The sequence below is a fragment of the Prescottella agglutinans genome (assembly GCF_004011865.1).
GTDB classification, from domain to species: domain Bacteria; phylum Actinomycetota; class Actinomycetes; order Mycobacteriales; family Mycobacteriaceae; genus Prescottella; species Prescottella agglutinans.
In genome coordinates, this window is sequence record NZ_RKLP01000005.1 from 203,996 (window position 1) to 230,392 (window position 26,397).

Genomic DNA, 26,397 nt, shown 5'->3' on the forward strand with positions numbered 1-26,397 from the left:
ATAAGTGCGCAAAACGCGGGTCAGCGGACGAGCAGATCCCGCACGTGCGACGTCTCGTTCACCGACGCGACGCGCCACCCGCCGTTGCGGGAGACCAGCACCCGGCTCACGGATACGTAGTCGAGCGGGAAGGTCAACGGTCGCGGCAGGCCGAGGATCTCCTGCAGGAGGACGTTGATCACCCCGCCGTGCGCGACGATCACCACGGTGTCCTCGTGACTCGACTGCGCGACGACCGCCTTCGTCGCGTCGAGTACCCGCCCGCGGAACGCGTCCTCGTCGACGAAATCCGGCAGCAACCCGGCACGGATGCGTTCGAAGGCCTCCGGCATCCGCTCACGGGCCTCGTGGATCGGGATGTAGTAGCTCTGCTCGTAGTCGTACTCGGCGAACCGCTCGTCTATGTCGTGCCGGAGCGCCGCCGATTCGACGAGCGGCCCGGCGGTCTCGATCGCGCGGCGCTGCGGACTGGACACGACACGCGCGACCTCGATGCCGGTGAGCGCGTACGGGAGGCGCTGCGCCTGCCGGCGGCCGAGTTCGGTCAGGCGCGGATCGGCGCGCCCCTCGGCGACGGCGACGTGCTCCGGCAGCGCGTGCCGGACCAGGATCAACTGCACGATCGACCGCCCCGCGCGATCACGCCACGTACCCCGACGCGCCGGCACGGCTGAGCACCAGCTTGGACAGCACTGCCCGGTTCGACAGTCGCATCACGGCGTCGACGAGTTCGACGACGTCGTTGACGGTGAGCATCGACTCGGCGGGGATGGACTCCTTGGTCCAGTCGGACATGTCGGTGTCGACGTAGGCCGGTGCGATCGCCGTCGCGGCGATCCCGTTGCCGGACTGCTCGGCGTTGAAGGTCTCCACGAGGGAGATCAGCGCGGCCTTCGTCGCCCCGTACACGGCGAGGTTCGCCTCCGCGTACACGCCGGTGATCGACGACACCGCAACCACTTTCGCCCCGTTCTCGGGGTTGTCGGCGGCACCATTGCGCAGCAGCGGCAGCGAGGCCTGCAGCAGCGCGAAGGGGGCGGTGAGGTTCACCGCCACGGTCTTGTCGAACCGCCGCATGGGGTACTCCCCCACGGCGCCCGCCGAGCCGACCCCCGCGTTGAGGACGAGGGCGCGCATCGACCCGAACCGGTCCGCGTGCGCGGCGGCGATGGTCTCGGCGGTGTCGGGGGCGGCCATGTCGGCGGCCACCGCGACCACGTCCGGGGCGCCGGCGCCGCGGAGTTCCGCGGCGACGGCGTCGAGCCGGGACGCGTCCCGCGCGGTGACGGTGAGGGCGTAGCCCTGCGCGGCGAGACGGTGCGCGATGCCCAGGCCGATGCCGCGGGACGCGCCGGTGATCAGTGCACTGTTCGTCATTGCTTTCCTTCTCCCATCGCGGCGAGTCCGGCGGCCACGAGCGGTTCGACGGCCTGGTACGCCTGCGCGAAACCGTCACCGGTCGTGGCGCCCTCCCGGTGGCGGTGCGTGATGCCCTCGGCGATGACGGCGAGCTTGAAGTTGGCCAGGCCCAGGTAGAAGCCCCAGTGGTCGAGGCTCCGCTCGGTCACGGTGGCGTACTTCTGCGCGATCTCGTCCGGGGACGGCAGCCTGGGGCTGGTCCACGCCGCGGGCTCGCCGAGGATGACGTCCAGTGCCGGATGCCGGTAGACGCACATCTGCGCCAGGTCGGTGAGGGGGTCACCGAGCGTCGACATCTCCCAGTCGACCACCGCGACGACGCGTCCCGGATCGTCGGCGGCGACGAGGGTGTTGTCGATCCGGTAGTCGCCGTGCACGATCGCCGCCTGCGAACTGGCCGGGATCGCATGCTCCAGGAGGGAGTGCAGGCGCTCGAGGTCGCGCAGTTCACGGGTCTTGACCCGCTCCCACTGGCGCGCCCACAGCGCCACCTGCCGGGACAGGTAGCCGTCGGGACGGCCGAACGCCTCGAGCCCCACCTCGCGGTGGTCGACGGCGTGCAGGGCGGCGAGAACGCGCACCAGTTCGTCCACGCACGAGTCGATCTCGACGCTCGTGAGGGTGTCGAGATCGTCGACGGTGCGGATCACCCGACCGTTCACGAATCCGGTGACGGCGAACGGCGCGCCCATCACGGACTCGTCGTCGCACAGCGCCACGGTGGGCGCGACCGGGACCGGGGATGCCTGCAGCGCGGCGCACACCCGGAACTCGCGGGCGACGTCGTGCGCGGACGGCGTCAGTCCCGCGGTCGGGGGCCGCCGCAGCACCCACTGCGAGGCGTCGTCGAACACCTTGAAGGTGAGGTTGGACTTGCCGCCGGAGATCAGTTCGGCGCGCAGTGCGCCCGCGGTGGGAACCCCGGAATCGTCGAAGAAGCGTTGCAGCGCATCCAGATCGAGCCCGTCGAGGCGTGCCGTCGTCACGACTTGCCCTCCTCGCGCGCCGCGCGCTTCGCCTTGCCGACGACGCGCTTGGCCAGCGCCCAGCGGTGCACCTCGGACGGCCCGTCGTACACCCGGAAGGGGCGCACCTCGCGGGACAGTCGAGCGAGCGGCAGGTCACCGGAGACGCCCATGCCGCCGCACATCTGGATCGACCGGTCGACTATCCGGAAGATCGCCTCGGAACCGAACGCCTTGGCGATGGACGTCGAGTCGGCGCCGCTCTCACCCTGATCGAGTTCCCAGCAGGCGCGGGTCAGCAGCGCCCGGGTGGCCGCGATGTCGATCTCGTTGTCGGCGACCATCTTCTGGATCATGCCCAGGTCGCCGAGCCGCGATCCGAAGCCCTCGCGTCGGGCGACGTAGTCGACGGCGACGTCGTGGCCGCGGCAGGCCGCGCCGAGCCACCGCATCACGTGGGTCATGCGGGCGGGACCGAGGCGCACCTGCGCGTACGCGAAACCCTCGTCGACCGCGCCGAGCACGGCCTCGTCGGGCACGAACAGGTCCTCGAAGAACACCTCGCAGTGGCCGCCGATCATCGCCCGGTCGAGGGTCTCGATGTGTCGGCCCACGCGGATTCCGGGCGCCGACGCGGGCGCGAGGAACATCGTCGCTCCGCCGCGGTCGCCCGGCGCACCGGACGTGCGGGCCATGATGATGAAGAATCCCGCGCCGTCGGCGCCGGTGATGAACCACTTGTGGCCGTTGATCTTCCAGCCCCCGGGTGCCTTCTCGGCGCGGGTGGTGAGCGCGGCCGGATCGGAACCGGCACCCGGTGCGGGCTCGGTCATCGCGAACGCGGAACGCACCTCGCCCCGCGCGAGCGGGCCCAGGAACTGCTCCTTCTGGGCCGGGTCCGCGACGTGCGCGAGCAGGTGCACGTTGCCCTCGTCCGGGGCCCCGATGTTCAGCGCGGTGGGACCGAACAGCGAGTAGCCTCCGGCCTCGAACACCGGCGACCGATCGCTCATGTTCAGACCCAGGCCACCGAACTCGACCGGCGCGTGCGGCGCGAGCAGTCCCCTGTTCGCCGCCTCCGTCTGCAGTTCCTTGCGCAGCGCGTCACCACCGGCGGCGGCGATGTCGCCGGCGTGTTGATCCTCGATCGGCAGGACCACGTCCCGCACGAATTCCCGGGTGCGCTCGATGAGGCTCTCCACCTCGGGCGAGTACGACAGATCCACGGCCACGTCACACCTCCACGTCTCCCGACCGAACGATCGCTCGGTCGCAAGTACGGTCGCACAGTCCCGGCGATCGGTCAAGGGCGGGCGGTCGAGCGGGTCAGCGAGCGCCGACCGCTCCCCGAGCGATCTCGAGGTATCGCTCCACCAATTCGCCCGGCGTCAGCGGCCCGTCGGGGCGGTACCAACCGGCCACCGCGACACACATGGTCGTGACGGCCCTGCTCGCGTCGCCCGGGTACGGCGTGCGGAAGGAACCGTCCCGCACCCCGGCCTCGACGATCGTGTCGAGGATCCGCTGCTGCTCGTCCCGCATGCCGACGTATTCCGCGCGGACCTCCGGTTCCATGCTGCGCATCTCGGTCGACGCGACGAACGCCTGCTCGCGCCGGAACATGTGGAAGCGCAGCAGCGATTCGACGACGGCGTCGAACTGCTCGCTCGGCGAGGGGCCGGCTTCGGCGAGGGCGCACCGGGTGCGGTCGAGCAGGTCGGACATGACGACGCGCATGAGACCCGCCAGCATCGCCTGCTTCGACGGGTAGTGGTGGTACAGCCCGGGCACCGACAATCCGGCGCGCGCCGCGACCTCCCGGATCGACGCCCCCTCGTACCCGCGTTCGGCGAACATCTCCAGCGCCGCGACCAACGGCCCGGGCAGGGTCGTCGCCCCGTAGTGCCGCCAGGAGCCAGGTACCGCGTCGGATGTCATACCCACACCGTATTCACGCGGTCGCCCGATCGTGCCGAGCCCACCCTCTCCGACCCCCGCGAATATTCGTAGGTATTGCCAACGATTGGCATACACGTGTAACTTCGCGAACACCCGTCCGCTGCATCACCCGAGGAGGTCGACGATGATCCAGGAACTGTCGTACATCGGAATCGCATCACCGAGATTCGAGGAGTGGCGCGCCTACGGCACCGCCCAACTGGGCGCCAGGATGGCCGACGACGGACCCGACGGCGCCGTCCGTCTCGCGGTCGACGACGTCGACTACCGGATCGCGATCCATCCCGGCGACCACGACGAGTTCCGCTACGCAGGTTGGGGTCTGGCGAACGAGACGGATCTGCGGCAGTTCGTCGCCGGTCTCCGGGACCGCGGCGTCGACGTCCACGCGGGCGACGACGCCCTGGCCGCCGAGCGTCAGGTCGCCGAATTGGTGTGGTTCGAGGACCCGTGGGGCATCCGGCACGAGCTGAGCTGGGGGAAGCGCGCCACTCCCCTCTCCTTCACGCCCGGACGGCCGATGCGCGGCGGATTCGTCACGGGCGATCAGGGCCTCGGTCACGTCGTGTTCCAGGTGCCGGATCTGCAGGAAGCCGATCGTTTCTACGTCGACGTCCTCGGATTCCGGCTGTCGGACCGCATCTCGACCGACCGGTACACCGTGCGCTTCTATCACGTCAACGGACGCCACCACTCGCTCGCACTCAGCGAACTGCCCGGATTCGTCGGCTTCAACCACCTGATGCTCGAGGTCGAGCACCTGGACGACCTCGGCACCGCGATGGATCTCGTCCACGAGACCGGCACCGAGGTCGTGCAGACGCTGGGCCGGCACACCAACGACCTCATGACGTCGATCTACATCGACACGCCGTCGGGGATGCAGATCGAGTACGGGCACGGCGGCCTGGTGGTCGACGACCTCAGCTGGGTGGCGCGCACCTACGACCGGCCCAGCTACTGGGGGCATCGCCGCCCGGCCGGCACCCGGTCACGGGTTCCCGGGATCGTCCGACCCGTGGAGCCGCGCCCGGTGCCCGCCGTCGTCTGACACGCTTCGGTCGGCGTCAGTCGCGACAACCCGTCGGCGCCTCGAGCGCCGAGATCGCCGCGGTGGCCTCGGCCAGCAGGGCGCGACGTTCCGGCGTCAGCGCACCGAAGACGGCGGCCTCGACGTCGTCGAGCGCGCGATCGGCCTCGACGAGCAGCGCGCGTCCCTCGTCGGTGATCGACACGATCTGTCGGCGACGGTCCTCCGGATCGCGATTGCGTTCGACGTAGCGGGCCTTCTGCAGCGAGTCGAGGTAGGCGACGATGTCGCCCGGATCGAGCACGACCCGGGCCGCGAGGGCCTTCTGGTGGCACGGGCCGAGTTCGTTCAGGGTGCTGAGAATCGCGTGCTGATTGGGAAGCAACCCCACCTCGGAGAGCTTCTCCGCGTAGAACTGCCGAACCTTCCACGCAGCCTTGACGAACACGTATCCGAGCCGGTCCGCGAGGTGCGGTGTCTCGGAGTCACGGGCGGCAGGCATGGAGCGAGTATAGAGAGGGCGACCCGCTCGACCGCCGGTGACGACCGGCCGGCGAGCGGGTCGCCGCTCACCTCTCGACGGGCTTCGCCATCTCCCGCATCAGCAGGTCGGTCATCTTCAGCGCCCGGTCGCCGCCGTCGGCGTCGGCGACGAACACCGCGAAGGCGAGGTCGCCGCGGGAACCGAAGAACCAGCGATCGGTGTCGTTGCCCGACGCGATCCCCATCAGGTCGGGGTACTGCTTGAGGAACGACGCCGGACCTCTCTGCACGTTGTCGCGCATCGCGGCTCGCAGCTGATCGGTGACGTTCGCGGGCAGCGCGTCCTCGGCGTTCTTCGCGGTGGCCTGCTGCCCCTCGACGATCATCGGCATCGGGGCGCTGCCGCGGGCGACGGACGCCGCCACCATCGCGAGCCCGAACGGGCTCACCTGCGGCTCGGTTCCGTTCTTGGACTGCATCACCTGGTCGACCCCCGACTGCGACGCCGTCAGCACCGCGGTCTCCGGGTCCAGCCCGGGCATCTCGTAGTCGAGTCCGATGCCGAGCTGCCGTCCGGCGCGCTCGAGGTCGTCGTCGCTCACCTTCCCCGGTTCGACTCCCGCCTGTGCGGCGGCCGCCTGCCGCACCAGGTCCAGCGAGTTGCCGGCCGGGTACAGCCCGGTGAAGGCCACGGGCCCCTGTTCGATCGCCTGATTGTTCTGGGCCGCAACGACAACCGCGCCGGTCGACGGCCGGATCGCGACGATCGCGGCCGGGGTGCCGACGCTGACGACGGCGTTCTCGGCGGCCAGCTGCAGCCCCGAGTCGAGGGTGGCCTTGATGTCCGGCCCGGGCGGCCCCTGGTAGCCCACCTGCTGCTGCATCGCGCCGTCCGGTTCGACGACGTTGACGGCCCAGCCGGCGGTGGCGTCGCGGTTCATCTGCCACACGGTGCGCAGCGGATCGAGCAGCGGCGTGACGATCCGGCGGTCGGTGGTGATGAGCTTCGGCTGCTTGTCGACCACGACGCCGGGGATGCCGGCGAGGTCCTTCTCCAGGTACTGGTAGTCCTGGTCGCGCAGCAGGACCGCAACCACCTTCTCCCCCGGCTTCGCGGCCATCTCCTGGCGCATCGAGTCCCCGGTCACGAGCGGGGCCACGGGCTCGAGGGCCTTCGCGACGCGGTCGGTGGTGGCGACCGGGTCCGGCATCGACGCCGGGTCGAGGGTGATCGCGTTGATGGTCTGCTCCGCCATCAGCGGATGCCCCGTGCCGTCGAACACGAGCGGCGGCGCCGCATCGGTACGGTCGTACCGAACCGTTCTGCCGTGACCGAGCGGCGGCGCGAGGAGCGTGGGGTCCCAGGAGACGCGCCACCCCACCGACAGCTTCTTGACGCCGCCGTCGGTGTAGTAGCTCCAATCCTTCCCTTCGCCGAAGTTCCACGCGGCGTCGACGGTGAAGAACCCGGAGTCGCCGTTGAGCTCCATGAACTGGGCGAGGGTCCACTGGGAGTGCTCGGCATCGAGGCCGTCGAACATCTGCTGGATGGATTCCTCGGCCGCGTTGGGGTACGACGTGAGCGCGGCGGCGGCCTCGGCGTCCCGATCGTTGAGGGCCTGTACGAATCCGGAGACCACCGACTGCGCACTCTCGTCGGACTTCTGGCCCACACAGGACACGAGTGCAACCGCCAGCACCGCCACGAGCCCGAGCGGCAGGGCAATCACACGACTGCGCCGGACGCGGGGCGACGCTCGGAAACCCATGGCCACAATCCTCCCGTTTGTCACTTGCGTAACAAGCACGGATCGCCTACGAAGAAGTCACGATTGCGCCACCGGCGCAACTTTCCGATACCTCCCCGTTACCCCGTGGGCCCCGACCCGGAACCGCGTGACGCTACCGCAGGAATCGACCGGCAGCGTCCAACGCGGGTCCCGAACTATCCGCTCCCGCAACGAAAACCGCGAAAGCCAGATCCCCGTCGATGCCCACGAACCATCCGTGTGAATCTGTGCCATCACCGTACTCTGCGGTGCCCGTCTTGCCCGCTAGGTTGGGCAGATCGGCGAGAATCCTCGCGGTACCTTCCGTTACCGTCTCCCGCATCATCGCGCGCAGATCGTCGTCGACCTCGGCGGGCGCGGGGGCGACGACCCGGTCCGGGACCCCGGGGCGGCCGACCACCATCGTCGGCGCCGGTGTCGACCCGTGGGCGATGGACGCCGCGACGAGCGCCATCCCGAACGGTGACGCCGTCACCGCCCCCTGCCCGATCGCCGACTCGACGCGCGCGGCGGGCGTCTCCGCGGGAGGGACGGTCCCGGTGACCGTCGTCAGCCCCGCGGTCACGTAGTCGACGCCCAGGCCGAACTGCTCGGCGGCCCGCGGCAGCGCGTCGGCGGGCAGCGAGACCGCGAGCCGGGCCATCGTCGTGTTGCACGAGTGCGCGAACGCCGTGTGCAGCGGGACCGGGCCGAGGTCGAAGTTGTCGTCGTTGGGGATCTGCCGGCCCTCGACATTCTCGGTGCCCGGGCACGGCAGCACCGTGTCGGGCGTGACCTTCCCGGCCTGCAGCGCAGCCGACGTCGTCACCGTCTTGAACGTGGACCCGGGCGGATACAGGCCGGTGAGGGCGATCGCCCCCTGCGCATCGGCGGGTGCGTTCTGCGCGACGGCGAGCACCGCGCCGGTCGACGGCCGCAGCGCCACGATCGCCGCCGGCTGCGGGACACCCGCGAGCGCGTTCTCGGCCGCCGTCTGCAGCTTCAGGTCCAGCGTGGTGTCGATGTTCGGGGCGGGGCTACCGTCCTGCCCGGCGATCCGCTGCGCGCTGCCGTCCGCCCTCACCATCTGTACCGCCCACCCGGCCGACGCGTCCTGTCCCTCCTGCCAGAGGCTCGCGAGATCGGCGAACACCGGCGACGCCAGCGCCTTGTCGACGGTGAGCAGCCGGGTCTGGTCCACCAGTTCCACGCCCGGGACCGCCGCCAACCGCGTCCGGATCGGCGCGATGTCGGATTCGCGCAACGTGACCGCCGTGACCGGCTTGCCGTCCGCCTTCGCGAAGTCGCCGCGCAGCGACTCGGCGGTGATCGTCGGGACGATCGGGGCGAGCAGCGGCGCCACCACAGCGGGGTCCGCCGACGGATGCAGGTTCACCAGCGTGACCACCTGCTGCGTCATGACCGGCTGCCCGTCGCCCGCCCGCACCTGCGGCGGCCTCCCCGCCGTCGGGGTGAAGCGCACCGTCGAATCGGCGTCGAGCCCGGGCACCAGCAGCCCGGGATCCCACGAAAGCCGTTGCCCACCGGAGACGTTCACGACCGCCCCCTCGGTGGAGTAGCGCCATTCCCTGCCGTCCCCGAAGTCCCAGTCCGCGTCGAGGGTGAACGAGTCACCGCCCTGCGCGACGGTGAAACTGTGCCCCTGCGCGGCGAGACCGTCGAACATCGCGCCGATCGCGGCCGACGCGGCCGCCGGGTCCGTGGTCAGATCCGCGGCCGCCTGGACGTCCCCGCTCGCGAGGGCGTCCGCGAACCGCTGCTCCGGGGAGGGGTCGTTCCCACCGCATCCGGACAGCACCAGAGCGGACGCGGCGGCCAGGACGATCAGGTTCGTGCGGGGGCCGGAGCGCAGCGGAGACATGCCCTCGCATGATGCCCGACCCGCGGGCGGTTCGCCGCCCGTGCCGCGCCCGGTGGCTCAGCCGATCGCCGGTAGCCGGACGACCTGTCCGGCATAGGCCAATCCGGCACCGAAGCCGAGGAGCAGCGCGGTGTCGCCGGGGCGGGCGCCGCCGGACCTGAGGAGTTGTTCCATCGCCATCGGGATCGACGCCGCGCTGGTGTTGCCCGTCTCGACGATGTCGCGGGCCACCGCGACGGTGTCGGGCAGTCCGAGCGTCCGGATCAGGGCGTCGGTGATGCGACTGTTCGCCTGGTGCGGCACGAAGGCGTCCAGGTCGTCGGCCGTGACTCCGGCCTTGTCGAGAGCATCCCGGCACGCCTTCTCCAGGAAGGTCACCGCCCACCGGAACACGGCCTGACCGTTCATCCGGATGTAGGGCCGCTCCGCGTCCGAGCCGCGCTCCTCGACCTCGGCGAAGAACTGCTGGAAGTCCTTGTCCTGCTTGATCGCCGCGGTCTGGCTGCCGTCCGATCCCCACGCGGCGGGACCGATACCCTCCGCCTCGGCGGGACCCACCACGACCGCGCCGGCACCGTCGGCGAAGATGAACGCGCAGGTCCGGTCGGTCTGATCGAGCAGGTCGGACAGCCGCTCCACGCCGATCACCAGGACGTGCCGCGCCTGCCCGGCGCGGACCAGGCTCGCAGCGTTGCCGAGCGCGTAGCAGAAGCCCGCGCAACCGGCGGAGATGTCATAGGCCGCGGTGTCGTGCATGCCGAGTTCGGTGGCCACCACCGCGCCGGCCGACGGCCCCAGCACCATCTGCGACGACGTCGCCAGCACGACCGCGTCGATCTGTTCGGCCTCGACACCCGCGGCGGCGAGCGCGTCACGGGAGGCCGCGACACTCATGCTGACGATGGTCTCGTCCGGATCGGCCCAGCGGCGGGCGGTGATCCCGGAACGGGTCCGGATCCACTCGTCCGACGAGTCGATCCGGTCGACGATCTCCGCGTTGGGCACGACGCGTCGGGGCCGATACGCCCCGAGACCCAGAAGGGCTGCGTGAGCGACAGGACTGGCGGTGGCGATGGGGGCAGGCACGGCATCCTCTCCATGTGAACCGATCGGTTCACATGGTTCGATCTAACATGAACCGATCGGTACACACAAGCCCGGAGGGAACCCGCATGACCGCCCCACGACCGCGAGCTCGACTGCTCACGAGCACGATCGCCGTGGTGCAGGAGCACGGGGTGCACGCCGCCGGACTGACCGAGCTGCTCAAACGAAGCAATGCGTCGCGCAACTCCCTCTACCAGCACTTCCCGGCCGGCAAGGGCCAACTCGTCGAAACGGCGGCGCGGATCGTGTCGCGCGTGGTGCATTCGCACGTGGCCGCGATGGCGGACAAGCTGGCGAGCACGCCTTCGGTGGCGCAGTGGCTGGACGAGCTCTTCGCGTTCTGGCTCGACCCGCTCGAGTCCAGCGAGTACCGACTCGGTTCGTTCATGATGGCCGCGGCGCTGGACGAATCGGACCCGGCGGTGCAGGCCGCCGCCGGCCAGGCGTTCGACGACTGGACCACCCGGCTCGCGGACGGCATGGTGGCCGCCGGAATCGGACACGCCAGCGCGCGCTCCACGGCAGGGTTCGCACTGTCCGTGATCGAGGGCGCCATCGTGCAGAGCCGCGCGCTCGAGTCCAGCCGGCCGTTCGCCGATGCGCACGACCAACTCCGCATCCTGCTGGAACTTCACCTCGCGAAAACAAACCTCGAGGACGGTGGCACTCCGGTGCGAACGGAGTAATCATGTAATCAGTGCAAGCAGATCGACCCGAGGAGGACGATCATGAGAAAAGCACACGGCCACGGATTCGGACGCCCCGGCGGGTGGCAGCAGGCCGACGCACCCGATGCCTCGGACGCCGCGGACTGGTTCGCGGGCAGACTCCCCGACGACTGGTTCACCGGCCCCGCCACCGTGGAGGTGGATCGCGAGGAGATCGTGGTGACCGGTGAACTGCCCCCGGTCGAAGCCGGGGACACCGAGGACTCGGAGGCTGCGGCGGCGGGACGCGTCTCGCGGTTCCGGGAGTCGACCAGACCTGAGCGCATGCAGATCGCCGACGAGGCCGAAGCCCGCTACGGGCGGAAGGTCGCGTGGAGCGTGCGGATCGGCGACCGGCGAATCCTGTTCACCCACCTCGCCGTTCCCGTGATGACCAGGCTGCGCCAGCCCGAGCGCAAGGTCCTCGACACCCTCGTCGACGCGGGCGTCGCCCGATCCCGCGCCGACGCGCTGAACTGGACCGTCAAGCTCGCCGGGCAGCACAGCGAGGAATGGCTCGCCGAACTGCGCGACGCGATGCGCAAGGTCGACGACCTGCGCTCGGAGGGGCCACAGATTTAGGGCGTCTCCCCTACTCAACCATTCCAGCAATCGGGGACCAGTTCACACACGCTGCCAACGCATGAGGGGACCCTTCAGCTTCGAGGCCAGGCTCAGATATACATCGCCGGATCGATGGTACGACGTCGGATTGACGCGACTGTCGAGAGGAGAGTCGATGTGTTCTTTGGGTGCGGACAAGATGGCGATGCCGGAAAGTATTCAGCCGCAGCCGAAAGGCCGGGTCTGCTCGTCGCCTGCACGGTTCGGACGTGAACGCCGCACTGACCTGTACGGAAATACCGTTGTCGATCAACGCGCCCCGTCGATCTCGGGGGTCCATCTTGCAGTTGCGCGACGCGGCTCTGTGCCAGCGCACGAGCCGCGTCGCAATCATCCTGGCCGCCGTCGGATGAACCGCGCCACCGCTACCGCATCGACCGGATAGCTGCGATACCTCGCGGGTGAGCGCGGCGGCTGCGCAAGCAACCCACGGCGTTTGTCGTAGCGCGGTGTTTGCGCGTGTGATCCGGCCTGAGCGGCCAATTCACCGGTGCGGGGCGGATGGGCGCATGCTCGACCGGTATCTGCGTCCCAGGTCGAGCATGAGTCGCTACCCCATTTCCTCGAGTGTCTTGCCTCGGGTTTCTGGAACGAACCGGAGCACGAACAGTATCGATAGGCCCGCGAAGATCGCGTAGATCACGTAGGCGCCGGACAGGTTCCAGTCCGAGAGCGAGGGAAAGGTCGCGGTGACGACCCAGTTGGCGATCCACAGCACGGAGGCGGACAGGCCGAGGGCGGCTGCACGAATCTTGTTCGGGAACATTTCGCCGAGCATCACCCAGACGACCACACCCCAGGACAGGCCGAAGAACAGCACGAACGAATGCGCCGAGATCAGCGCGATCATGCCCTGGGTCTGTGGGAGTGAGGCGGTGGCGCCGGATCCGGTTTTTGCGGAGAACGCCCAGGCATCGAGCGCGAGCGAGATGGTCATGCCGATTGAGCCGATAAGCGCCAGCGGTTTTCGGCCGATCCGGTCCACCAGTGCCATGGCGATGACCGTGCCGATGATGTTGATGATCGAGGTGGTGAACGAATACAGGAATGAGCTCGACGGGTCGATTCCCACCGACTGCCACAGCGTGGCCGAGTAGTAGAACGCGACATTGATGCCGACCAGCTGCTGGAAGACCGCAAGTCCGATGCCGACCCACACGATGGGTAGGAATCCGAATCGACCACCGAGCAGGTCCTTGAAGGTGGATTTGTGTTCGCTGCTCATCGCCTGGTGGATTTCGGCGACTCGTGCGTCCAGGTCGATGTTCTCGCCTTCCACTTCGGCGAGCACCTTCTTCGCTTCCGCGGTGCGGTCCACGGAAATCAGGTAGCGCGGTGACTCGGGAATCTTGAACGAAACGACCCCGTAGAGCAGGGCCGGCGCCGCCATCACGCCCAGCATCCATTGCCAGGCTTCGAATCCGGCGATGATGCCGCGCTGGTCACCGTCGGCAATCTGCAGAATCGCGTAGTTGACCAGCTGTGAGAGCGCGATACCGATGATGATCGCCGCCTGCTGGAACGAACCGAGCCGCCCTCGATAGGCCGGCGGCGCTACCTCGGCGATGTAGGCGGGGCCGATCACCGACGCCATTCCGATCCCGATGCCGCCGAGGATGCGCCACATCGCCAGATCCCAGAGCGCGAAGGGCAAGGCCGATCCGACCGCGCTTACCAGGAACAGGACCGCTGCGATCCGCATGACGCGAATTCGCCCGATGCGGTCGGCCAGGCGGCCCGCCGTGGCCGCGCCGATCGCACACCCGATCAGTGCGATGGCGACGACCTGAGCCAAGGCTGCCGACCCGATGTCGTATCGGTCGCGGATGGCCGCGACCGCACCGTTGATGACCGCGCTGTCGTAACCGAACAGGAAGCCGCCCATGGCGGCGGCTGCGGTGATGAAGATGACGTGCCTGATCTGGTTGGACGCCTGCCTTGTTTGCAGTCCGGTCGTGCTCACCGGCGGGCTCCCGTCTCGCGTGCTCGATTCCGGTCGACCTCGATGAGGTGCGCCGCGCCGTTCCGCGAGGTAGTCCCGGACGACGGCGTGGCCTGCTGATGGGCCATCTGGCCGGGGTCGACGCGAAGCATCGGGGAGTCCGGCACGTCGAGGGCGGCGGGATCGATCCCACGGTGCGTGACCGGCACATAGCCCCCGGAGTTCGCCGGGTCCTGCAAGGTTTTGGTTGCTGAGTTCACTAAGGCCCTCCACGGCTCTTGTCGGTGATCGGACAGCACTTTCGGTCTTCCTTAGCGGCCGCTCTCGGGCCGAGTCGAGAAGGGTGCGGCAGCCTCCCGGCACAACTGGTATGACCGGTCATGCCGGAAAGTATGACTACGCCGAAACTCGGCCGTCAAGGGTTTCGGATGACCAATTTCAAACTGGTCAAACCGGTGTGACCGGTATACGATCCGGTCCTTAAATCAGCCAGTTCGCTGCTCGCAGTGATCTGCAAGAGTGCATTTCAGGAGGGATATTCGATGCTCGCGGCTCGATGGCATCGTCGCGGTGACGTCCGACTCGAAGACGTCCAGCCGCGCCCACGGCGCGACGACGAGCTCTTGGTCAAGGTCCACTGGTGCGGCATATGCGGAACTGATTTGGAAGAGTTCCGCGATGGACCACTCATCATTCCGGTGGACGACCCCCACCCCCTCAGTGGGCGCACGGCGCCGCTGACCCTGGGGCATGAGGTCGTCGGCGAAGTCGTCGAAGCCGCCCGCGACGGCAGCGGGCCACCCGTCGGCACGATGGTGGTACCCGATGTGGTGAACGGATGCGGCAGCTGCTGGTGGTGCCTGCGGCACGAGGACGGCCTGTGCCCGAACCTGTCGGTTCTCGGGCAACAGGACGACGGTGGTCTGGCCGAGTTCATGGTCGCGCGGGCCCGGACCTGCGTTCCCCTTCCGTCTGGTCTGAGCGCCGCGGACGCGGTTCTGGCCGAGCCGGCCGCGGTGGCGGTCCGTGCCGTTCGCAAGGCTCCCGATCCGATCGGTTCGACCGCGGTCGTCATCGGCGGCGGCACGATCGGCCAGTTGACCGCACAGGCGGCGCTGGCTCTGGGCGCAGCGAACTGCTGGATCGTGGACCCGAGCCCGTTCCGCCGGGCCTTCGCCCAAAGTCATTCGGCCGTGCGAGCGCTGGCGCCCGAGGAACTGGACATGCTGATCGAGGACCTCGACGATCCCGGCGTCGACGTCATCTATGAATGCAGCGGGGCGCCCGGGCAGATCGAACGATCCCTGGCTCTGGTTCGACCGGGAGGCACCGTCGTCGCCGTCGGCCTCGGCGCGCAGCCCCAGCCGCTTCCGCTCCCCCCGGTGGTGTTGGGCGAACGCCGACTGATCGGGTCCGCGGCTCATCTGTGGGATGTGGACGTCGCCCAAGCGGTGCGAATGCTCGCCGACGGCCGACTCCAGGCGAAAGAACTGATCACACACCGCGTTCCACTGCAGGACTTGGTGACAATCGCGCTGCCTCTGCTGGCCGCGCCGGACGCGGAGGTCCTGAAGGTTGCGGTGGATTGCCGATGAGCACTGCAGACCTTGATCAGCAACACCACGGCGCGCTCGATCTGTCGACGCATACCGTCCTGCTCACGGGTGGCCTGGGCGGTCTGGGGCCGGCGATCGTCCGCCGTCTGGCAGAACATGGCGCGACCGTCGGGGTAGTGGACACCGCCGAGGACGGCGCCAAGATCCCCTCGAATCCCCGTGTCCGCTACCACCGCTGCGATGTCACCGATCCGGTCGCCGTCCGCGACATGGTCGCCCGGTGCGACGAATGGCTCGGTGGCCGGCCGACGATCGTGTGCTGCCACGCCGGAGTGGTCGGCGACGCCCACCCCGTCCAGGAATTTCCGCTGGACGCCTTCCGCCTGATCCAGGATGTGAACACCACCGGCAGCTTCCTGGTCGCCCGCGCCGCGGCCGCCCTGTGGCGAGAACACCACGAGCCCGGGCATCTGATCTTCACCACGAGTTGGGTCTCCGATGTGCCGTGGCCGGGCATCGCCCCCTACAGCGCCTCCAAGGCCGCCATCAAATCCCTGATGCGCAGCTTCGCCCGAGAGCTGGCGCCGTACGGGATCCGCAGCAACGCGCTCTCGCCGGGGATCGTGGGCGTCGGCATGGCCAAACATCAGTGGGACACCGACCCGGACTACCGTGCTCGGGCCGCACGTGCCGTCCCACTGGGATCGCTGCAGACCGCAGAGTCGGTTGCCGACGCCTTCCTGTTCCTGTGCTCGGATCTCGCCTCGTACATGACAGGTTCGACGCTCCTGGTCGACGGCGGCGCAAGCCTGTATCCGCTCGACTGAGGCCGGCCCGGCAGCTCTGTGCACCGAATGGGCGTGGCTCAACCTCAACCTCAACCGTGGGTCGGCGCCGTCGGCCGCCCCTCGAAAAGCGGTAGTGCAGATCACCGCGGAGAGCGATCCATGCACTTGACGGCCGGTTTCGAGGCTGCCATAATAACTGGTATGACCGGTCATGCCAGTTATGGCGATCCAGCAACCCCGCCGTCCGGCGCACATCTCGCGGCGATGCTCGAGGAGCGCCTCGTGGCGGGAGAGTGGCCGCCCGGGTCGCGAATGCCGTCGGAGCGGGTGCTGTCCCAGGAGTACGCGGTGAGTCGTCCGGTGATCCGGGAGGCGCTGCGGTCTCTGCAGGAGCGCGGCTTGATCAGTGTGGCCGCCGGTCGCGGGAGTTTCGTTCGCCAGATACGGCCGACCAGCGACGGCGGCGATCCGCTACTGCTGGTGCGGCGCGGTGAGGTCACCGCGCGGCATCTGGTGGTCGCGCGCGCCATGCTCGAGGGGCAAGCAGCGGCACTCGCCGCGGAGCACCGGTCCGAAGACGATCTGGCGGATATGCGCCGCATCCTCGACGCGCTCGACCAGCAGAGCGCGCTGTCGACCTGCGCGGATCTGGATGTCGCGTTTCATGAGGCGATCGCCATCGCCTCGCGGAACCCGGTCATTCAGATCATGTTCGGCTCGATCCGACCGCTGACCCACGGAGTCATGCTGCGGAGCCTCACCGACCGCACGGTCACCGGGGCGGCACTACCGCTGCACAACGTCATCCTCGAAGCGATCGCAAACAAGGACCCCGATGCCGCGCGGCTGGCGATGACCGAGCACATCGAAGCCGCCCAGCACTTCTACGGGGACGACCTCGACGTCGCCTTGTCTGATGTGCTCAACCGCCGCGCAGCAGGCGCACCCAACATCGCCGCCCTGCTCAACGATGTCAGCCGGTCGATCGCGGATCTCCCCACCGACCCCCAAACCGACGGCCCACCAACCGGATCCAACTGAGCGGACCGGGCGCGTCGGGCCTGGCGGACATCGTCGCTGAAGCGTGGTCGACACGGCCCCAATCCTTCTTTGATTCATGTTCGTTCGCGCGCACACCGCCGGCACTCGGGGGCGGGAGTCACGCGCTCACCACGTATACGAAAGGCCTGTGATTTAGCGTGCATATTGTCGCATTGGAGACGCTGCGGCCCCGATTCCAGAACAACCTGTGCGTCCTCGTCCTGCAAACCAACGAGGGCCTCGTCGGACTCGGCGATACGTTTCTGCAGTCGGCCGCGGTCGAGGCATACCTGCATTCCCACGTCGCCCCACTGCTTCTCGGCCTCGACGAGCCGACACCGGAAGCGGTATCGCTCCTACTCGCCCCGTACGTCGGATTCCAGGGCGGCGGCGTCGAGACGCGCGCCAACGGCGCAGTGGACATTGCACTCTGGGACCTGCTGGGCAAGCAAAGTGGACAGACCGTGTCCCGCCTGCTCGGCGGCCCGGTCCGCGACACAATCGGCGTCTACAACACTTGCGCCGGCCCTGGCTACATCCAGGACACGTCGCGGCAGTCCTCGTCCAACTGGGGACACAGCCAAGGCGAGTACGAAGACCTGGACGCGTTCCTCACCCAACCCGGCCGATTGGCCAAGGAGCTCTACGCTGAGGGCCTGCGCGGGATGAAGGTCTGGCCCTTCGATCACGCCGCCGAGAAGTCCGGGGGTAACCGGATCACTTCGGCCGACCTGGATTCGGCGATGACCGTGATCCGGGAGATCCGCGACGCGGTCGGCATGGACATGGACCTCATGGTGGAGTTGCACGGCCAGTGGTCGCGCCGCGCCGCCGTCGACATCTGCCGGGCATTGGAGCCCTACCAGCCATTCTGGGTGGAGGACCCCGTCCGCCCCGACGCCGTCGACGCCCTCGCCGCCCTGACCAACGAAGTGGGCGTGCCGATCGCGACCGGCGAGACCGCGCTCGGACGCCGCGGCTTCCTGCCGCTGCTCGAGCAGGGCCGCATCGCCTACGCCACCGTCGACGTCCAGTGGACCGGTGGCCTCACCGAAGCGCGGAAGGTCGCCAACCTCGCCGATGCGTTCTCCGTACCGGTCGCCCCCCACGACTGCACCGGCCCGATCACCCTGGCCGCCTGCTTCCACCTGGCCATGGCGCAGCCCAACGCCCTGATCCAGGAAACCGTGCGTGCCTTCCTGCGCACCTGGTACCCGCGCGTGGTCACCGGCTTGCCCGAGATCCAGAACGGAGTTGCGGCCCTCTCACCCGAGCCCGGTCTGGGGCTGCAGATCGCAGCTGGCCTGAGAGACGACCCGGACACAGTGCGTCGGGTCACCAGCATCGAAACGTCATGACCGAGACGACCCGGCAAGCAAAGGACCACCGATGAACCTTGTCCGATTCCTCGACGACGACGGCAGAGCGAAACTGGGCGTGCTCGACGCGGCCGGTGTCCATCCGCTCCCGCTGCCAGACATGGCGACCCTGCTGCGACACAGCGCCGCCGAGATCAGGGAACTCACCGAGCAGGCGATCCCGACCGACGCCGTCCGGCCACTCGCTCGAACGTCGCTACTGGCACCGATCGACGGTCTTACCGAGGTCTGGGGCGCCGGCGTCACCTACCTGCTGTCCCGATCCGCCAGAATGGAAGAGTCGCGCCACGATCTGGTGTACCAGGACGTCTACGACGCGCAACGACCGGAACTGTTCTTCAAGTCCGCCGCCTGGCGGGTACGCACCGATGGTGAGCAGGCTGGGATCCGCGCCGACTGCCCTGACAGCGTTCCCGAGCCGGAGCTGTGCCTGGTCCTCAACCGGCACGCCGAGATCATCGGAGCGCTGGTCGGCAACGACGTCACGGCCCGCGGAATCGAGGCCGAAAACCCCATCTACCTGCCGCAGGCCAAGCTGTATGCCGGTAGTTGCGCACTCTCGCCACAGATCGTCCCGTGGTGGTCGATCACCGCCCCGGAAGATCTCGGCATCACGATGACGATCCAGCGCGGTCAGGAAACAGCATTCAGCGGCGAGACCCGGACCTCGTCGATGAAACGTGATTACGCCGAACTGGTCGAATGGCTGTTCCAAGCCAACGAGTTCCCCGACGGTGTCGTGCTGTCCACCGGAACCGGCATCGTCCCCCCGCTGGGCGACGGCCTGCGCGACGGCGACGTCGTCACCGTGTGCATCGACCAAGTCGGCGTTCTCACAAACACAATGGCGCAGATCCAGCGCACGGAAGGAGCCCTCGCACGATGACTGTGATCAGCCTGAACCCGATGGACGCAAGCGTGAACGGCTCCGTCGAGGACACCACGTCCGAGGAGCTACAGACCATCTTGACCGCCGCGGCGGCAGCAGCACCCGCGGTCGCGTCAGCGTCGGCAGCAACACGCGCGGTCTGGATGCGAGCAGTCGCCAATGCGCTCGACGAGCGCGCCGACGAGCTGGTGGCCTTGGCCGACCGGGAGACCGGCCTCGGAGTTCCGCGGCTGACCGGCGAGCTGGCCCGCGCAACCGGTCAGCTACGGCTGCTGGCATCCCACGCCGAGACCGGCGAACCCTTCGACCCGACGATTGACACCGCCGACCCGGCATGGACTCCCACACCACGTCCGGATCTGCGTTCGATTCGTGTCGGTATCGGCCCGGTCCTGGTGTTCGCCGCCAGCAACTTCCCCTTCGCTTTCAGTGTCGCCGGTGGCGACACCGCCAGCGCGTGGGCTGCCGGCTGCCCGGTCATCGTCAAAGCCCACCCCGGACATCCGCTGCTGTCGGCCGCGGTCGCCGACATCATCACGGCAACCTTTGCTGAAAATGACGCACCTGCAGGGATATTCGCACTCGTTCACGGGTACAGCACCGGCACGGCGGCCCTGTCCGCCCCGGAGATCGCCGCGGCAGCCTTCACCGGATCCACGGTCGGTGGCCGCGCCCTGCACGACATCGCGGCCGCCCGCGAGAACCCGATCCCGTTCTTCGGAGAACTGGGCGGCATCAACACAGTCGTGGTCACCGGGCGCGCGAGCTCGGAGCGCCCCGAGGAGATCGCGGCGGGACTGAGCCAGTCCTTCCGGCTCGGCGCCGGCCAGTTCTGCACGAAGCCAGGACTGATCCTGCTACCGGCCGACAGCGATGTACCGGCCCGCCTCGCGACACTGATCGCCGACCTCCCCGCGCCGGTGATGCTCGGCATCGACCTGCGCGACCAGTACCGGGGTCAGCTCCGAGACTTCCTCGCGCACAAACCCGTGCAACAGGTGGCGGCTGGGCTGGAGCCGACAGAGCAGGCCGGAGCCCACGAACAGATCACGGTCGCACAGACTACGGTTGCGGCCCTGCTGGCTGACGTCGAGGGACTCACCGAGGAACATTTCGGACCCACCACCCTGCTGGTCACCTACGACTCGCCCGAGGAACTGTGGCAGGCGCTCGCAGTGTTGCCCGGTTCGCTGACCGCCGGCGTGCAGCGGGCGGCCGGTGAGGATGTCGCCGACCTGGTCGCGGCGCTGGCGAGGCGAGCCGGGCGGGTGTTGGTCGACGACTGGCCGACCGGAGTTGCGGTCAGTTGGGCGCAGTTCCACGGCGGGCCGTATCCGGCCACCACCGATCCCCGATACACCGCCGTCGGCACCGCAGCGATCGACCGCTTCCTGCGCACAGTCGCCTACCAGCACGTCCCTGAAGACGCACTGCCCCCGTGGCTGCACGACAGCAACCCCGAGGGAATCCTCCGGCGTATCAACGGAACCCTCACTACAGAGCCGGTGAAGCAGTAAACCGATGAAGACCTCGACAGCCCAACAGCTCACCGGTGTTGTGACCCATCACGGTGAAGGGCCGGTGTGGCTGAACGGCCACGGCCTCGTCGTGCTCGACATGCTCGCTGGCGACATTGTCCTGCTCGACGAGGCCGGCGAGGTCTCTCGGCGGATCAACGTCGGGCCGGTGGTCGCCGCCCTGCGCCCGCGACGTGGCGGCGGCTTCGTTGCCGGGATCGAACGTGGCTTTGCCCTGCTCGACAACGACTGGACAGTGACCGACACCATCGAATGCTGGACCGATCCCTCCATCCGCATGAACGATGGAACCTGCGATCCGGATGGCCGGTTCTGGTGCGGGTCCATGTCCTACGACTTGGTCCCGGGCGCCGGTGCGCTGTGGCAGCTACATCCCGACGGCGCCACCACCATCGCTGCGTCCGGTGTCGGCTGCTCGAATGGTCTGGCATGGACGCAGAGTGGCAACCACGCCTATTACGTCGACAGCCTGACGAACCGGATCGACATGATCACCGTGGGGTCCGAGGGGAACATCCTGAGCAGGACGCCTTTCCTGGACACTGCTGGTCTGGGTTTCCCTGACGGCCTCGCCGTCGATCGGGCCGACGGCGTCTGGCTCGCTCTCTTCGATGCAGGCCGCCTGGTGCATGTCGACCGTCATGGCCGTCTCGACGCCGAAATCACCGTTCCAGCAGGGCAGGTCACCGCCTGCACTTTCGGTGGCCCCCGATTCGACCAGCTCTACATCACCACATCCCGATATCAGCTCACCGAGCCGGAACAAGGGGCCGGAGCGGTGTACATCGCCGAGCCGCCGATCGGCGGATTCGGGCCGTTCGCATTCCGCAGCTGAACCGGGGAGTGGGAAGGTGTTGGTCTCCATCGCGGACAGGATGATCAGCGGCATGTCGGGCTCCGGTCCAGAGCCGCGGACCTCGCCGAACAGGCACGGCAGGTTCAGGGACTCCCGCAGCCACTGCCGATAGCCGTTGCTGACAATCGGGACCCCGGCTATACCGACGAGCTGCAGGGAGAGGCCATGACAGATGTGCCCGGTTCGCTTTCGGCGAGTGGGCATTGTCGCCGAGAACGGCCTCCGGTCGGGTCTGCGGCCGTCCACGACCGATCCCGTTCCTACGGGGCCGGTGTGGTCCTCTCAGCGATCTGCATCCGAGGAGGTTCCTCACCAAATAGGAGACACGCCCCGGGCCGTGAGGCGACCGCGGTCACTCGAGGGTAACCTCGGTCAGCCGACCGGTGGCGACGTCGAACACGAAGCCGCGCAACGATTCGGTGAGCGTGACGAACGGGCTGGCCGCGATCCGGCGCAGCGACTGCCGGACGTCCTCGTCGACGTCCGGGAACGCCTCGGCGGACCACGCGGGCTCGATGCCGGTCTCGTCCTGGAGGGCGCGCTTGAACTCGTCGTCGGTGAACGTCAGCATGCCGCAGTCGGTGTGGTGGATCAGGATGATCTCACGCGTGCCGAGCAGTCTCTGACTGATCGCGAGGGAACGGATCTCGTCGTCGGTGACGACACCGCCCGCGTTGCGGATCACGTGCGCCTCGCCCGCCCCGAGGCCGAGGACTCGGTAGACGTCCAGTCGCGCGTCCATACACGCGACGACGGCGACGTGCCTGCTCGGCGGCAGCGGCAACGGGCCCGCGAAGCTCTCGGCGTAACGCTTGTTGTTCTCGAGGTACTCGTCGGTGACAGTCATCGGCGTCTCCCGGATCACTGGGGTGGAGCAGGGGTCGAATGCCCGCACTTGCCCTTCATGGTCGTCGCAGTGACGCGAACGCGGAACCCTTCCGCTCCCCGCGAGCGGAATAAATGGGTTGCGCGTCGGTTGAATCGGTCATACGGTGGTCGACGTTCTGTTCCCGAGGATCGGAGAGGCCCTTGCTCCTGTAGAGGTGACCCGCGCCTGAGCGTGACCGTGTGCATGTCGCATGCGATCGCGCACCGCAACCAACCTCTCGGAGCATCGAATGCCTAAGTCCACCACGTCCGTATCCCTGTCCGACCTCGCCTTCTCCTGGCCCGACGGGTCCCCGGTCGTCGACGGTCTCGACGCCGTGATCGGTTCGGGCCGCACCGGTCTGGTGGGGCTCAACGGTTCCGGCAAGTCCACGCTGCTCGAGCTCATCGCCGGACGGCTGCACCCTACCCGCGGCTCGGTCACGACCCACGGCACCGTCGCGTACCTCCCTCAGGACCTGACGCTCGATCCGACGGTGCGAGTCGACGTGGTGCTCGAGATCGCCGACATCCGACAGTCGTTGGCGCGCATCGAATCCGGCTCCGGATCGGACTCGGACTTCGACACCGTCGGCACCGCCTGGGACATCGAGGAGCGCGCGGTGTCGACGCTGCACCGGCTGGGCCTGCAGCGCATCGTCGCCGGCGTCGCCGACCTCGACCGCACGGTGGGTGAACTGTCCGGCGGCGAGACGACATTGCTCGGTCTCACCGCGCAACTGCTGCGCGAGCCGGACATCCTGCTGCTCGACGAGCCGACCAACAACCTCGACGGTGCGAGCCGGGATCTTCTCGCCGCGGCCGTGCGGCAGTTCCCCGGCACCGTGCTCGTCGTCAGCCACGACCGGGACCTGCTCGAGACGATGGAGTCCATCGCCGAACTGCGCGACGGGCGCCTTCGCATGTTCGGTGGCAATTTCACCGACTATCTGGAGGCGATCGAGGCGGAGCAGGAGGCGGCGCGGGCGGCGGTCCGCGACGCCCGCAGCGACGTCCGCAAGCAGGGTCGCGAACTCGTCGAGACGCAGATCAAGCTGGACCGCCGGGCGCGCTACGGCCGAAAGATGTTCGAGAACAAGCGGGAACCGAAGATCGTGATGGGTCTGCGCAAGCGGGCCGCCCAGGAGTCGGCCGGCAAGCTCCGTGGAAACCACGCCGAGAAGCTCGACGACGCCAAGCGCACGCTGGCGGAAGCGCAGGACCGGGTGCGCGACGACCGCGAGATCCGCATCGACCTGCCCGACACCGCAGTGTTCCCCGGGCAGCAGGTGATCGCGTTGGAAGGGGCGCGCCTGCGCAGCGGCCAGACGCTCGATCTCACCGTGACCGGGCCCGAGCGGATCGCCCTGATCGGACGCAACGGCGCCGGCAAGACCACCCTGCTCCACGCGATCGCCGAGCACGGCGCGCGGGTCCCGTTCGCGCTCCTCCCCCAGCGAATCGACATCTTCGACGACGACGCGTCGGTGGCGGAGAACGTCGCAGGCGCCGCCCCGCACGCGACGGCCGAGCAGGTCCGGGGCAGCCTGGCCCGGTTCCTGTTCCGTGGCGCCGAGGCCGACGCCCCGGCGTCGACACTGTCCGGTGGCGAACGGCTGCGGGCGGCTCTCGCAATGCTCCTCGCGGCCGATCCGCCGCCGCGGCTGCTGATGCTCGACGAGCCGACGAACAACCTCGACCTGCCGAGCCTCGCCCACCTGGTCCAGGCACTGAACGGTTTTCGCGGCGCGCTGGTCGTGGTCAGCCACGACAGCCGGTTCCTGCGCGACATCGGCATCACCCGACGACTCGAGATCGACGATTCGGGGCTCACCGAGCCCCGAGAGGAGCCCGGGGAAGAGCGTCCGGAGTGACGACACGGCGACACGAGCGGCAATATGAGGTGTGTCTCTTTCGGGGCATCGGTTCGCGGCGATTGCGCACAGGAGCCCTGTTCCGTTCCAGGGCAGAAGGTCCCGGTTCGGTCCCGAATCGGAGTCACACGAGCCCCACGTGACACATCTCGATCCCGCCTCCGGATCTTGAGTTTTGGAAACGAATGCGGTTCTGCCGGATGGGCTTGCGCCCACCGTTACGGTGAATTCCGAACGAAGAGAACCGAGCAGATGCGCTACCCCCCGACGATCGAAAGTCGTGCCGAAACGACATGCAGACCTACGACTACCCGACCGACCTCGACGACTCCATGAACGAAGCGGACGACCTGCGCGTCCCTAGCGAACGCGCCAAACGAATCGTCCTGATCCTGGGATCCGCACTCGCGACGATCAGCCCGTCCGGCCTGGCCTTCGCGATCGGAGTGCCGTTGGCAGAGATCGCACGCATCTTTGCGCTGACCACGGCACCGGTCGGGTGCGCGTTCCTCCTGCTGCGACCCCGCAGCTAGTGCACGACGGCAACCGTCGAACCGGACCATTCCGGAAAGCCTGTTCAGCTGTTCACATGTCCCGATAGACTTGGCCGCAACGATTCCCCGGCCCCGGGAGGGCAGCGTGGCTATCGAAGCGGCCGTCGTGGCGAATGCCGAAACGGATGTCGTCGCAATGCACATGAGCGACGGGATCATCAATGCCCCCACTTCCGCGCTGTTCTGGGCCGTTGCGGTCGTGGGCGTCGGCGTGGCGATCTGGCGCGCCAGAACCGAACTGGACGAGCGGACCGCACCGATGGCGGGTCTGGTGGCCGCCTTCATCTTCGCCGTCCAGATGATCAACTTCCCGATCCTTCCCGGCGTGAGCGGGCACCTCCTCGGTGGTGGACTGGCCGCGATCCTGGTCGGGCCGTACACGGGCGCGCTGTGCATCGCGATCGTGCTCACCGTCCAGTCCCTGCTGTTCGCCGACGGCGGCCTCACCGCCCTCGGCGCCAACATCACCAACATGGCGCTGGTCGGGACCGCGGTCGGGTACGCCGTCGCCGTGGTCCTGCGGCCGTTGCTCGCCGGCCGGGGAGACGGCGGAATCGGCGTGCTCGCATTCGTTTCCGCCTGGTGTGCAACGGTTCTCGCGGCCTCGATGTTCGTGGTCGAGTACGCGATCGGCGGGTCGGCGATCACGTCGCTGCACACGGTGGCCGCGTACATGTTCGGCACGCATGCGCTCATCGGCATCGGCGAGGGCATCATCACGGCATTCACCGTCGTCGCGGTCGCGCGGGCGCGGCCCGATCTCGTGTACCTGCTGCGCCGGCGAACGGTACGCACGCGCGACGACGGGGTGGTGTCGACATGAGCAGTCCCACCCGCACACGGTCGTGGTTCCTCGTCGGGTTCGCGGTCGCAGCACTGTTGATCGCCGGTGTCCTCTCCTACTTCGCGAGTTCCAGCCCGGACGGCCTGGACTCCGCCACGCTGCGCGGCTGCGAGGTCGTGGAAACCGATGACGGCGAACAACTCGACGGCACGTGCATCGCCCAGGACGCCACCGATCATCACCTCTCGTCGTCTCCGTTCGCCGACTACTCGATCCGCGGCGACGGGGCGCTCACCGGCGTCGCGGGGGTGCTCGGCGTGGTTGCGGTCTTCGTCGTGGCGGGCCTGCTGTTCCGGGCCATCGCCCGGCACCGGGGACCGTGAC

26 protein-coding genes are annotated in these 26,397 nt (G+C 68.4%); 14 read left to right on the forward strand and 12 right to left on the reverse strand.

The window, feature by feature from the left end; all coding sequences use genetic code 11:
- Window positions 1-20: 20 nt before the first annotated feature.
- From EGT67_RS11590 to EGT67_RS11610, 5 genes are all read right to left on the reverse strand, one after another.
- The gene (locus tag EGT67_RS11590) at window positions 21-620 is read right to left on the reverse strand and encodes a histidine phosphatase family protein (RefSeq protein ID WP_127916222.1); all 600 of its coding nucleotides are present in this window, start codon (window positions 618-620) and stop codon (window positions 21-23) included.
- Window positions 621-639: 19 nt separating this feature from the next.
- Window positions 640-1,377, reverse strand: coding sequence for an SDR family NAD(P)-dependent oxidoreductase (locus tag EGT67_RS11595; protein ID WP_127916223.1), 738 nt, complete (start codon window positions 1,375-1,377; stop codon window positions 640-642).
- Window positions 1,374-2,405: a phosphotransferase family protein gene (locus tag EGT67_RS11600; protein ID WP_127916224.1), complete on the reverse strand. Its 1,032-nt coding sequence runs from the start codon at window positions 2,403-2,405 to the stop codon at window positions 1,374-1,376. Before EGT67_RS11600 ends, EGT67_RS11595 begins: the two co-directional genes overlap by 4 nt.
- Window positions 2,402-3,616 carry an acyl-CoA dehydrogenase family protein gene (locus EGT67_RS11605; protein WP_127916225.1) on the reverse strand — a complete coding sequence of 405 codons (1,215 nt, stop codon included), beginning with the start codon at window positions 3,614-3,616 and terminating at the stop codon, window positions 2,402-2,404. Before EGT67_RS11605 ends, EGT67_RS11600 begins: the two co-directional genes overlap by 4 nt.
- 94 nt (window positions 3,617-3,710) lie before the next feature.
- The gene (locus tag EGT67_RS11610; protein ID WP_127916226.1) at window positions 3,711-4,322 is read right to left on the reverse strand and encodes a TetR/AcrR family transcriptional regulator; all 612 of its coding nucleotides are present in this window, start codon (window positions 4,320-4,322) and stop codon (window positions 3,711-3,713) included.
- 145 nt (window positions 4,323-4,467) lie between these two features.
- Between EGT67_RS11610 and EGT67_RS11615 the strand changes: the two genes are divergently transcribed.
- On the forward strand, window positions 4,468-5,394 hold the full coding sequence (locus EGT67_RS11615) for a VOC family protein (RefSeq protein ID WP_127916227.1): 927 nt from the start codon (window positions 4,468-4,470) through the stop codon (window positions 5,392-5,394).
- Window positions 5,395-5,410: 16 nt separating this feature from the next.
- On the opposite strand, the gene EGT67_RS11620 is transcribed toward EGT67_RS11615, so the two are convergent.
- The 4 genes from EGT67_RS11620 to EGT67_RS11635 all read right to left on the reverse strand — a co-directional run bounded on the left by EGT67_RS11620 (window position 5,411) and on the right by EGT67_RS11635 (window position 10,593).
- Window positions 5,411-5,875 carry a MarR family winged helix-turn-helix transcriptional regulator gene (locus tag EGT67_RS11620; protein WP_127916228.1) on the reverse strand — a complete coding sequence of 155 codons (465 nt, stop codon included), beginning with the start codon at window positions 5,873-5,875 and terminating at the stop codon, window positions 5,411-5,413.
- 67 nt (window positions 5,876-5,942) lie between these two features.
- Window positions 5,943-7,625 (reverse strand): NTF2-like N-terminal transpeptidase domain-containing protein, encoded by a 1,683-nt coding sequence (locus EGT67_RS11625; RefSeq protein ID WP_127916229.1) that lies wholly within the window; start codon window positions 7,623-7,625, stop codon window positions 5,943-5,945.
- Window positions 7,626-7,758: 133 nt separating this feature from the next.
- The gene (locus EGT67_RS11630) at window positions 7,759-9,507 is read right to left on the reverse strand and encodes a penicillin-binding transpeptidase domain-containing protein (RefSeq protein ID WP_127916230.1); all 1,749 of its coding nucleotides are present in this window, start codon (window positions 9,505-9,507) and stop codon (window positions 7,759-7,761) included.
- A 57-nt stretch (window positions 9,508-9,564) separates the two neighbouring features.
- On the reverse strand, window positions 9,565-10,593 hold the full coding sequence (locus EGT67_RS11635; protein ID WP_127916231.1) for a beta-ketoacyl-ACP synthase III: 1,029 nt from the start codon (window positions 10,591-10,593) through the stop codon (window positions 9,565-9,567).
- An 86-nt stretch (window positions 10,594-10,679) separates the two neighbouring features.
- Between EGT67_RS11635 and EGT67_RS11640 the strand changes: the two genes are divergently transcribed.
- Both EGT67_RS11640 and EGT67_RS11645 read left to right on the forward strand, forming a co-directional pair.
- Window positions 10,680-11,300 carry a TetR/AcrR family transcriptional regulator gene (locus EGT67_RS11640; RefSeq protein ID WP_127916232.1) on the forward strand — a complete coding sequence of 207 codons (621 nt, stop codon included), beginning with the start codon at window positions 10,680-10,682 and terminating at the stop codon, window positions 11,298-11,300.
- A gap of 42 nt (window positions 11,301-11,342) precedes the next feature.
- A complete protein-coding gene (locus EGT67_RS11645; RefSeq protein WP_127916233.1) occupies window positions 11,343-11,903 on the forward strand; it encodes a hypothetical protein in 561 nt (186 codons plus the stop codon).
- Window positions 11,904-12,495: 592 nt separating this feature from the next.
- Here EGT67_RS11645 and EGT67_RS11655 read toward each other — a convergent pair.
- Both EGT67_RS11655 and EGT67_RS11660 read right to left on the reverse strand, forming a co-directional pair.
- Window positions 12,496-13,908 carry a sugar porter family MFS transporter gene (locus tag EGT67_RS11655; RefSeq protein ID WP_127916234.1) on the reverse strand — a complete coding sequence of 471 codons (1,413 nt, stop codon included), beginning with the start codon at window positions 13,906-13,908 and terminating at the stop codon, window positions 12,496-12,498.
- Window positions 13,905-14,147, reverse strand: coding sequence for a hypothetical protein (locus EGT67_RS11660; protein WP_127916235.1), 243 nt, complete (start codon window positions 14,145-14,147; stop codon window positions 13,905-13,907). The genes EGT67_RS11655 and EGT67_RS11660 overlap by 4 nt, the downstream gene beginning before the upstream one ends.
- Window positions 14,148-14,510: 363 nt before the next feature.
- On the opposite strand from EGT67_RS11660, the gene EGT67_RS11665 reads away from it, so the two are divergent.
- The 7 genes from EGT67_RS11665 (at window position 14,511) to EGT67_RS11695 (ending at window position 21,913) form a co-directional block, all read left to right on the forward strand.
- Window positions 14,511-15,482 (forward strand): zinc-binding dehydrogenase, encoded by a 972-nt coding sequence (locus EGT67_RS11665; protein ID WP_164877542.1) that lies wholly within the window; start codon window positions 14,511-14,513, stop codon window positions 15,480-15,482.
- Window positions 15,479-16,270 (forward strand): SDR family NAD(P)-dependent oxidoreductase, encoded by a 792-nt coding sequence (locus EGT67_RS11670; RefSeq protein ID WP_127916237.1) that lies wholly within the window; start codon window positions 15,479-15,481, stop codon window positions 16,268-16,270. The genes EGT67_RS11665 and EGT67_RS11670 overlap by 4 nt, the downstream gene beginning before the upstream one ends.
- 162 nt (window positions 16,271-16,432) lie before the next feature.
- The gene (locus EGT67_RS11675) at window positions 16,433-17,272 is read left to right on the forward strand and encodes a FadR/GntR family transcriptional regulator (RefSeq protein ID WP_164877543.1); all 840 of its coding nucleotides are present in this window, start codon (window positions 16,433-16,435) and stop codon (window positions 17,270-17,272) included.
- A gap of 158 nt (window positions 17,273-17,430) precedes the next feature.
- On the forward strand, window positions 17,431-18,630 hold the full coding sequence (locus tag EGT67_RS11680) for a mandelate racemase/muconate lactonizing enzyme family protein (RefSeq protein WP_206612349.1): 1,200 nt from the start codon (window positions 17,431-17,433) through the stop codon (window positions 18,628-18,630).
- Between the two features lie 31 nt (window positions 18,631-18,661).
- Complete coding sequence (locus tag EGT67_RS11685) at window positions 18,662-19,537, forward strand: fumarylacetoacetate hydrolase family protein (RefSeq protein WP_127916240.1); 876 nt, start codon at window positions 18,662-18,664, stop codon at window positions 19,535-19,537.
- Complete coding sequence (locus EGT67_RS11690) at window positions 19,534-21,057, forward strand: aldehyde dehydrogenase (NADP(+)) (RefSeq protein WP_127916241.1); 1,524 nt, start codon at window positions 19,534-19,536, stop codon at window positions 21,055-21,057. The genes EGT67_RS11685 and EGT67_RS11690 overlap by 4 nt, the downstream gene beginning before the upstream one ends.
- Window positions 21,058-21,061: 4 nt before the next feature.
- Window positions 21,062-21,913 carry an SMP-30/gluconolactonase/LRE family protein gene (locus EGT67_RS11695; RefSeq protein ID WP_127916242.1) on the forward strand — a complete coding sequence of 284 codons (852 nt, stop codon included), beginning with the start codon at window positions 21,062-21,064 and terminating at the stop codon, window positions 21,911-21,913.
- Window positions 21,914-22,286: 373 nt separating this feature from the next.
- On the opposite strand, the gene EGT67_RS11700 is transcribed toward EGT67_RS11695, so the two are convergent.
- Complete coding sequence (locus tag EGT67_RS11700) at window positions 22,287-22,781, reverse strand: beta-class carbonic anhydrase (protein ID WP_127916243.1); 495 nt, start codon at window positions 22,779-22,781, stop codon at window positions 22,287-22,289.
- Window positions 22,782-23,052: 271 nt separating this feature from the next.
- Between EGT67_RS11700 and EGT67_RS11705 the strand changes: the two genes are divergently transcribed.
- From EGT67_RS11705 to EGT67_RS11720, 4 genes are all read left to right on the forward strand, one after another.
- On the forward strand, window positions 23,053-24,675 hold the full coding sequence (locus tag EGT67_RS11705; RefSeq protein WP_127916244.1) for an ABC-F family ATP-binding cassette domain-containing protein: 1,623 nt from the start codon (window positions 23,053-23,055) through the stop codon (window positions 24,673-24,675).
- Window positions 24,676-24,968: 293 nt separating this feature from the next.
- Window positions 24,969-25,208, forward strand: a complete 240-nt coding sequence (locus EGT67_RS11710; protein WP_127916245.1) for a hypothetical protein — start codon at window positions 24,969-24,971, stop codon at window positions 25,206-25,208.
- A gap of 157 nt (window positions 25,209-25,365) precedes the next feature.
- Window positions 25,366-26,052: an energy-coupling factor ABC transporter permease gene (locus EGT67_RS11715; RefSeq protein ID WP_127916370.1), complete on the forward strand. Its 687-nt coding sequence runs from the start codon at window positions 25,366-25,368 to the stop codon at window positions 26,050-26,052.
- The gene (locus tag EGT67_RS11720) at window positions 26,049-26,396 is read left to right on the forward strand and encodes a PDGLE domain-containing protein (RefSeq protein WP_127916246.1); all 348 of its coding nucleotides are present in this window, start codon (window positions 26,049-26,051) and stop codon (window positions 26,394-26,396) included. Before EGT67_RS11715 ends, EGT67_RS11720 begins: the two co-directional genes overlap by 4 nt.
- The last annotated feature ends 1 nt before the right edge of the window (window position 26,397 follow it).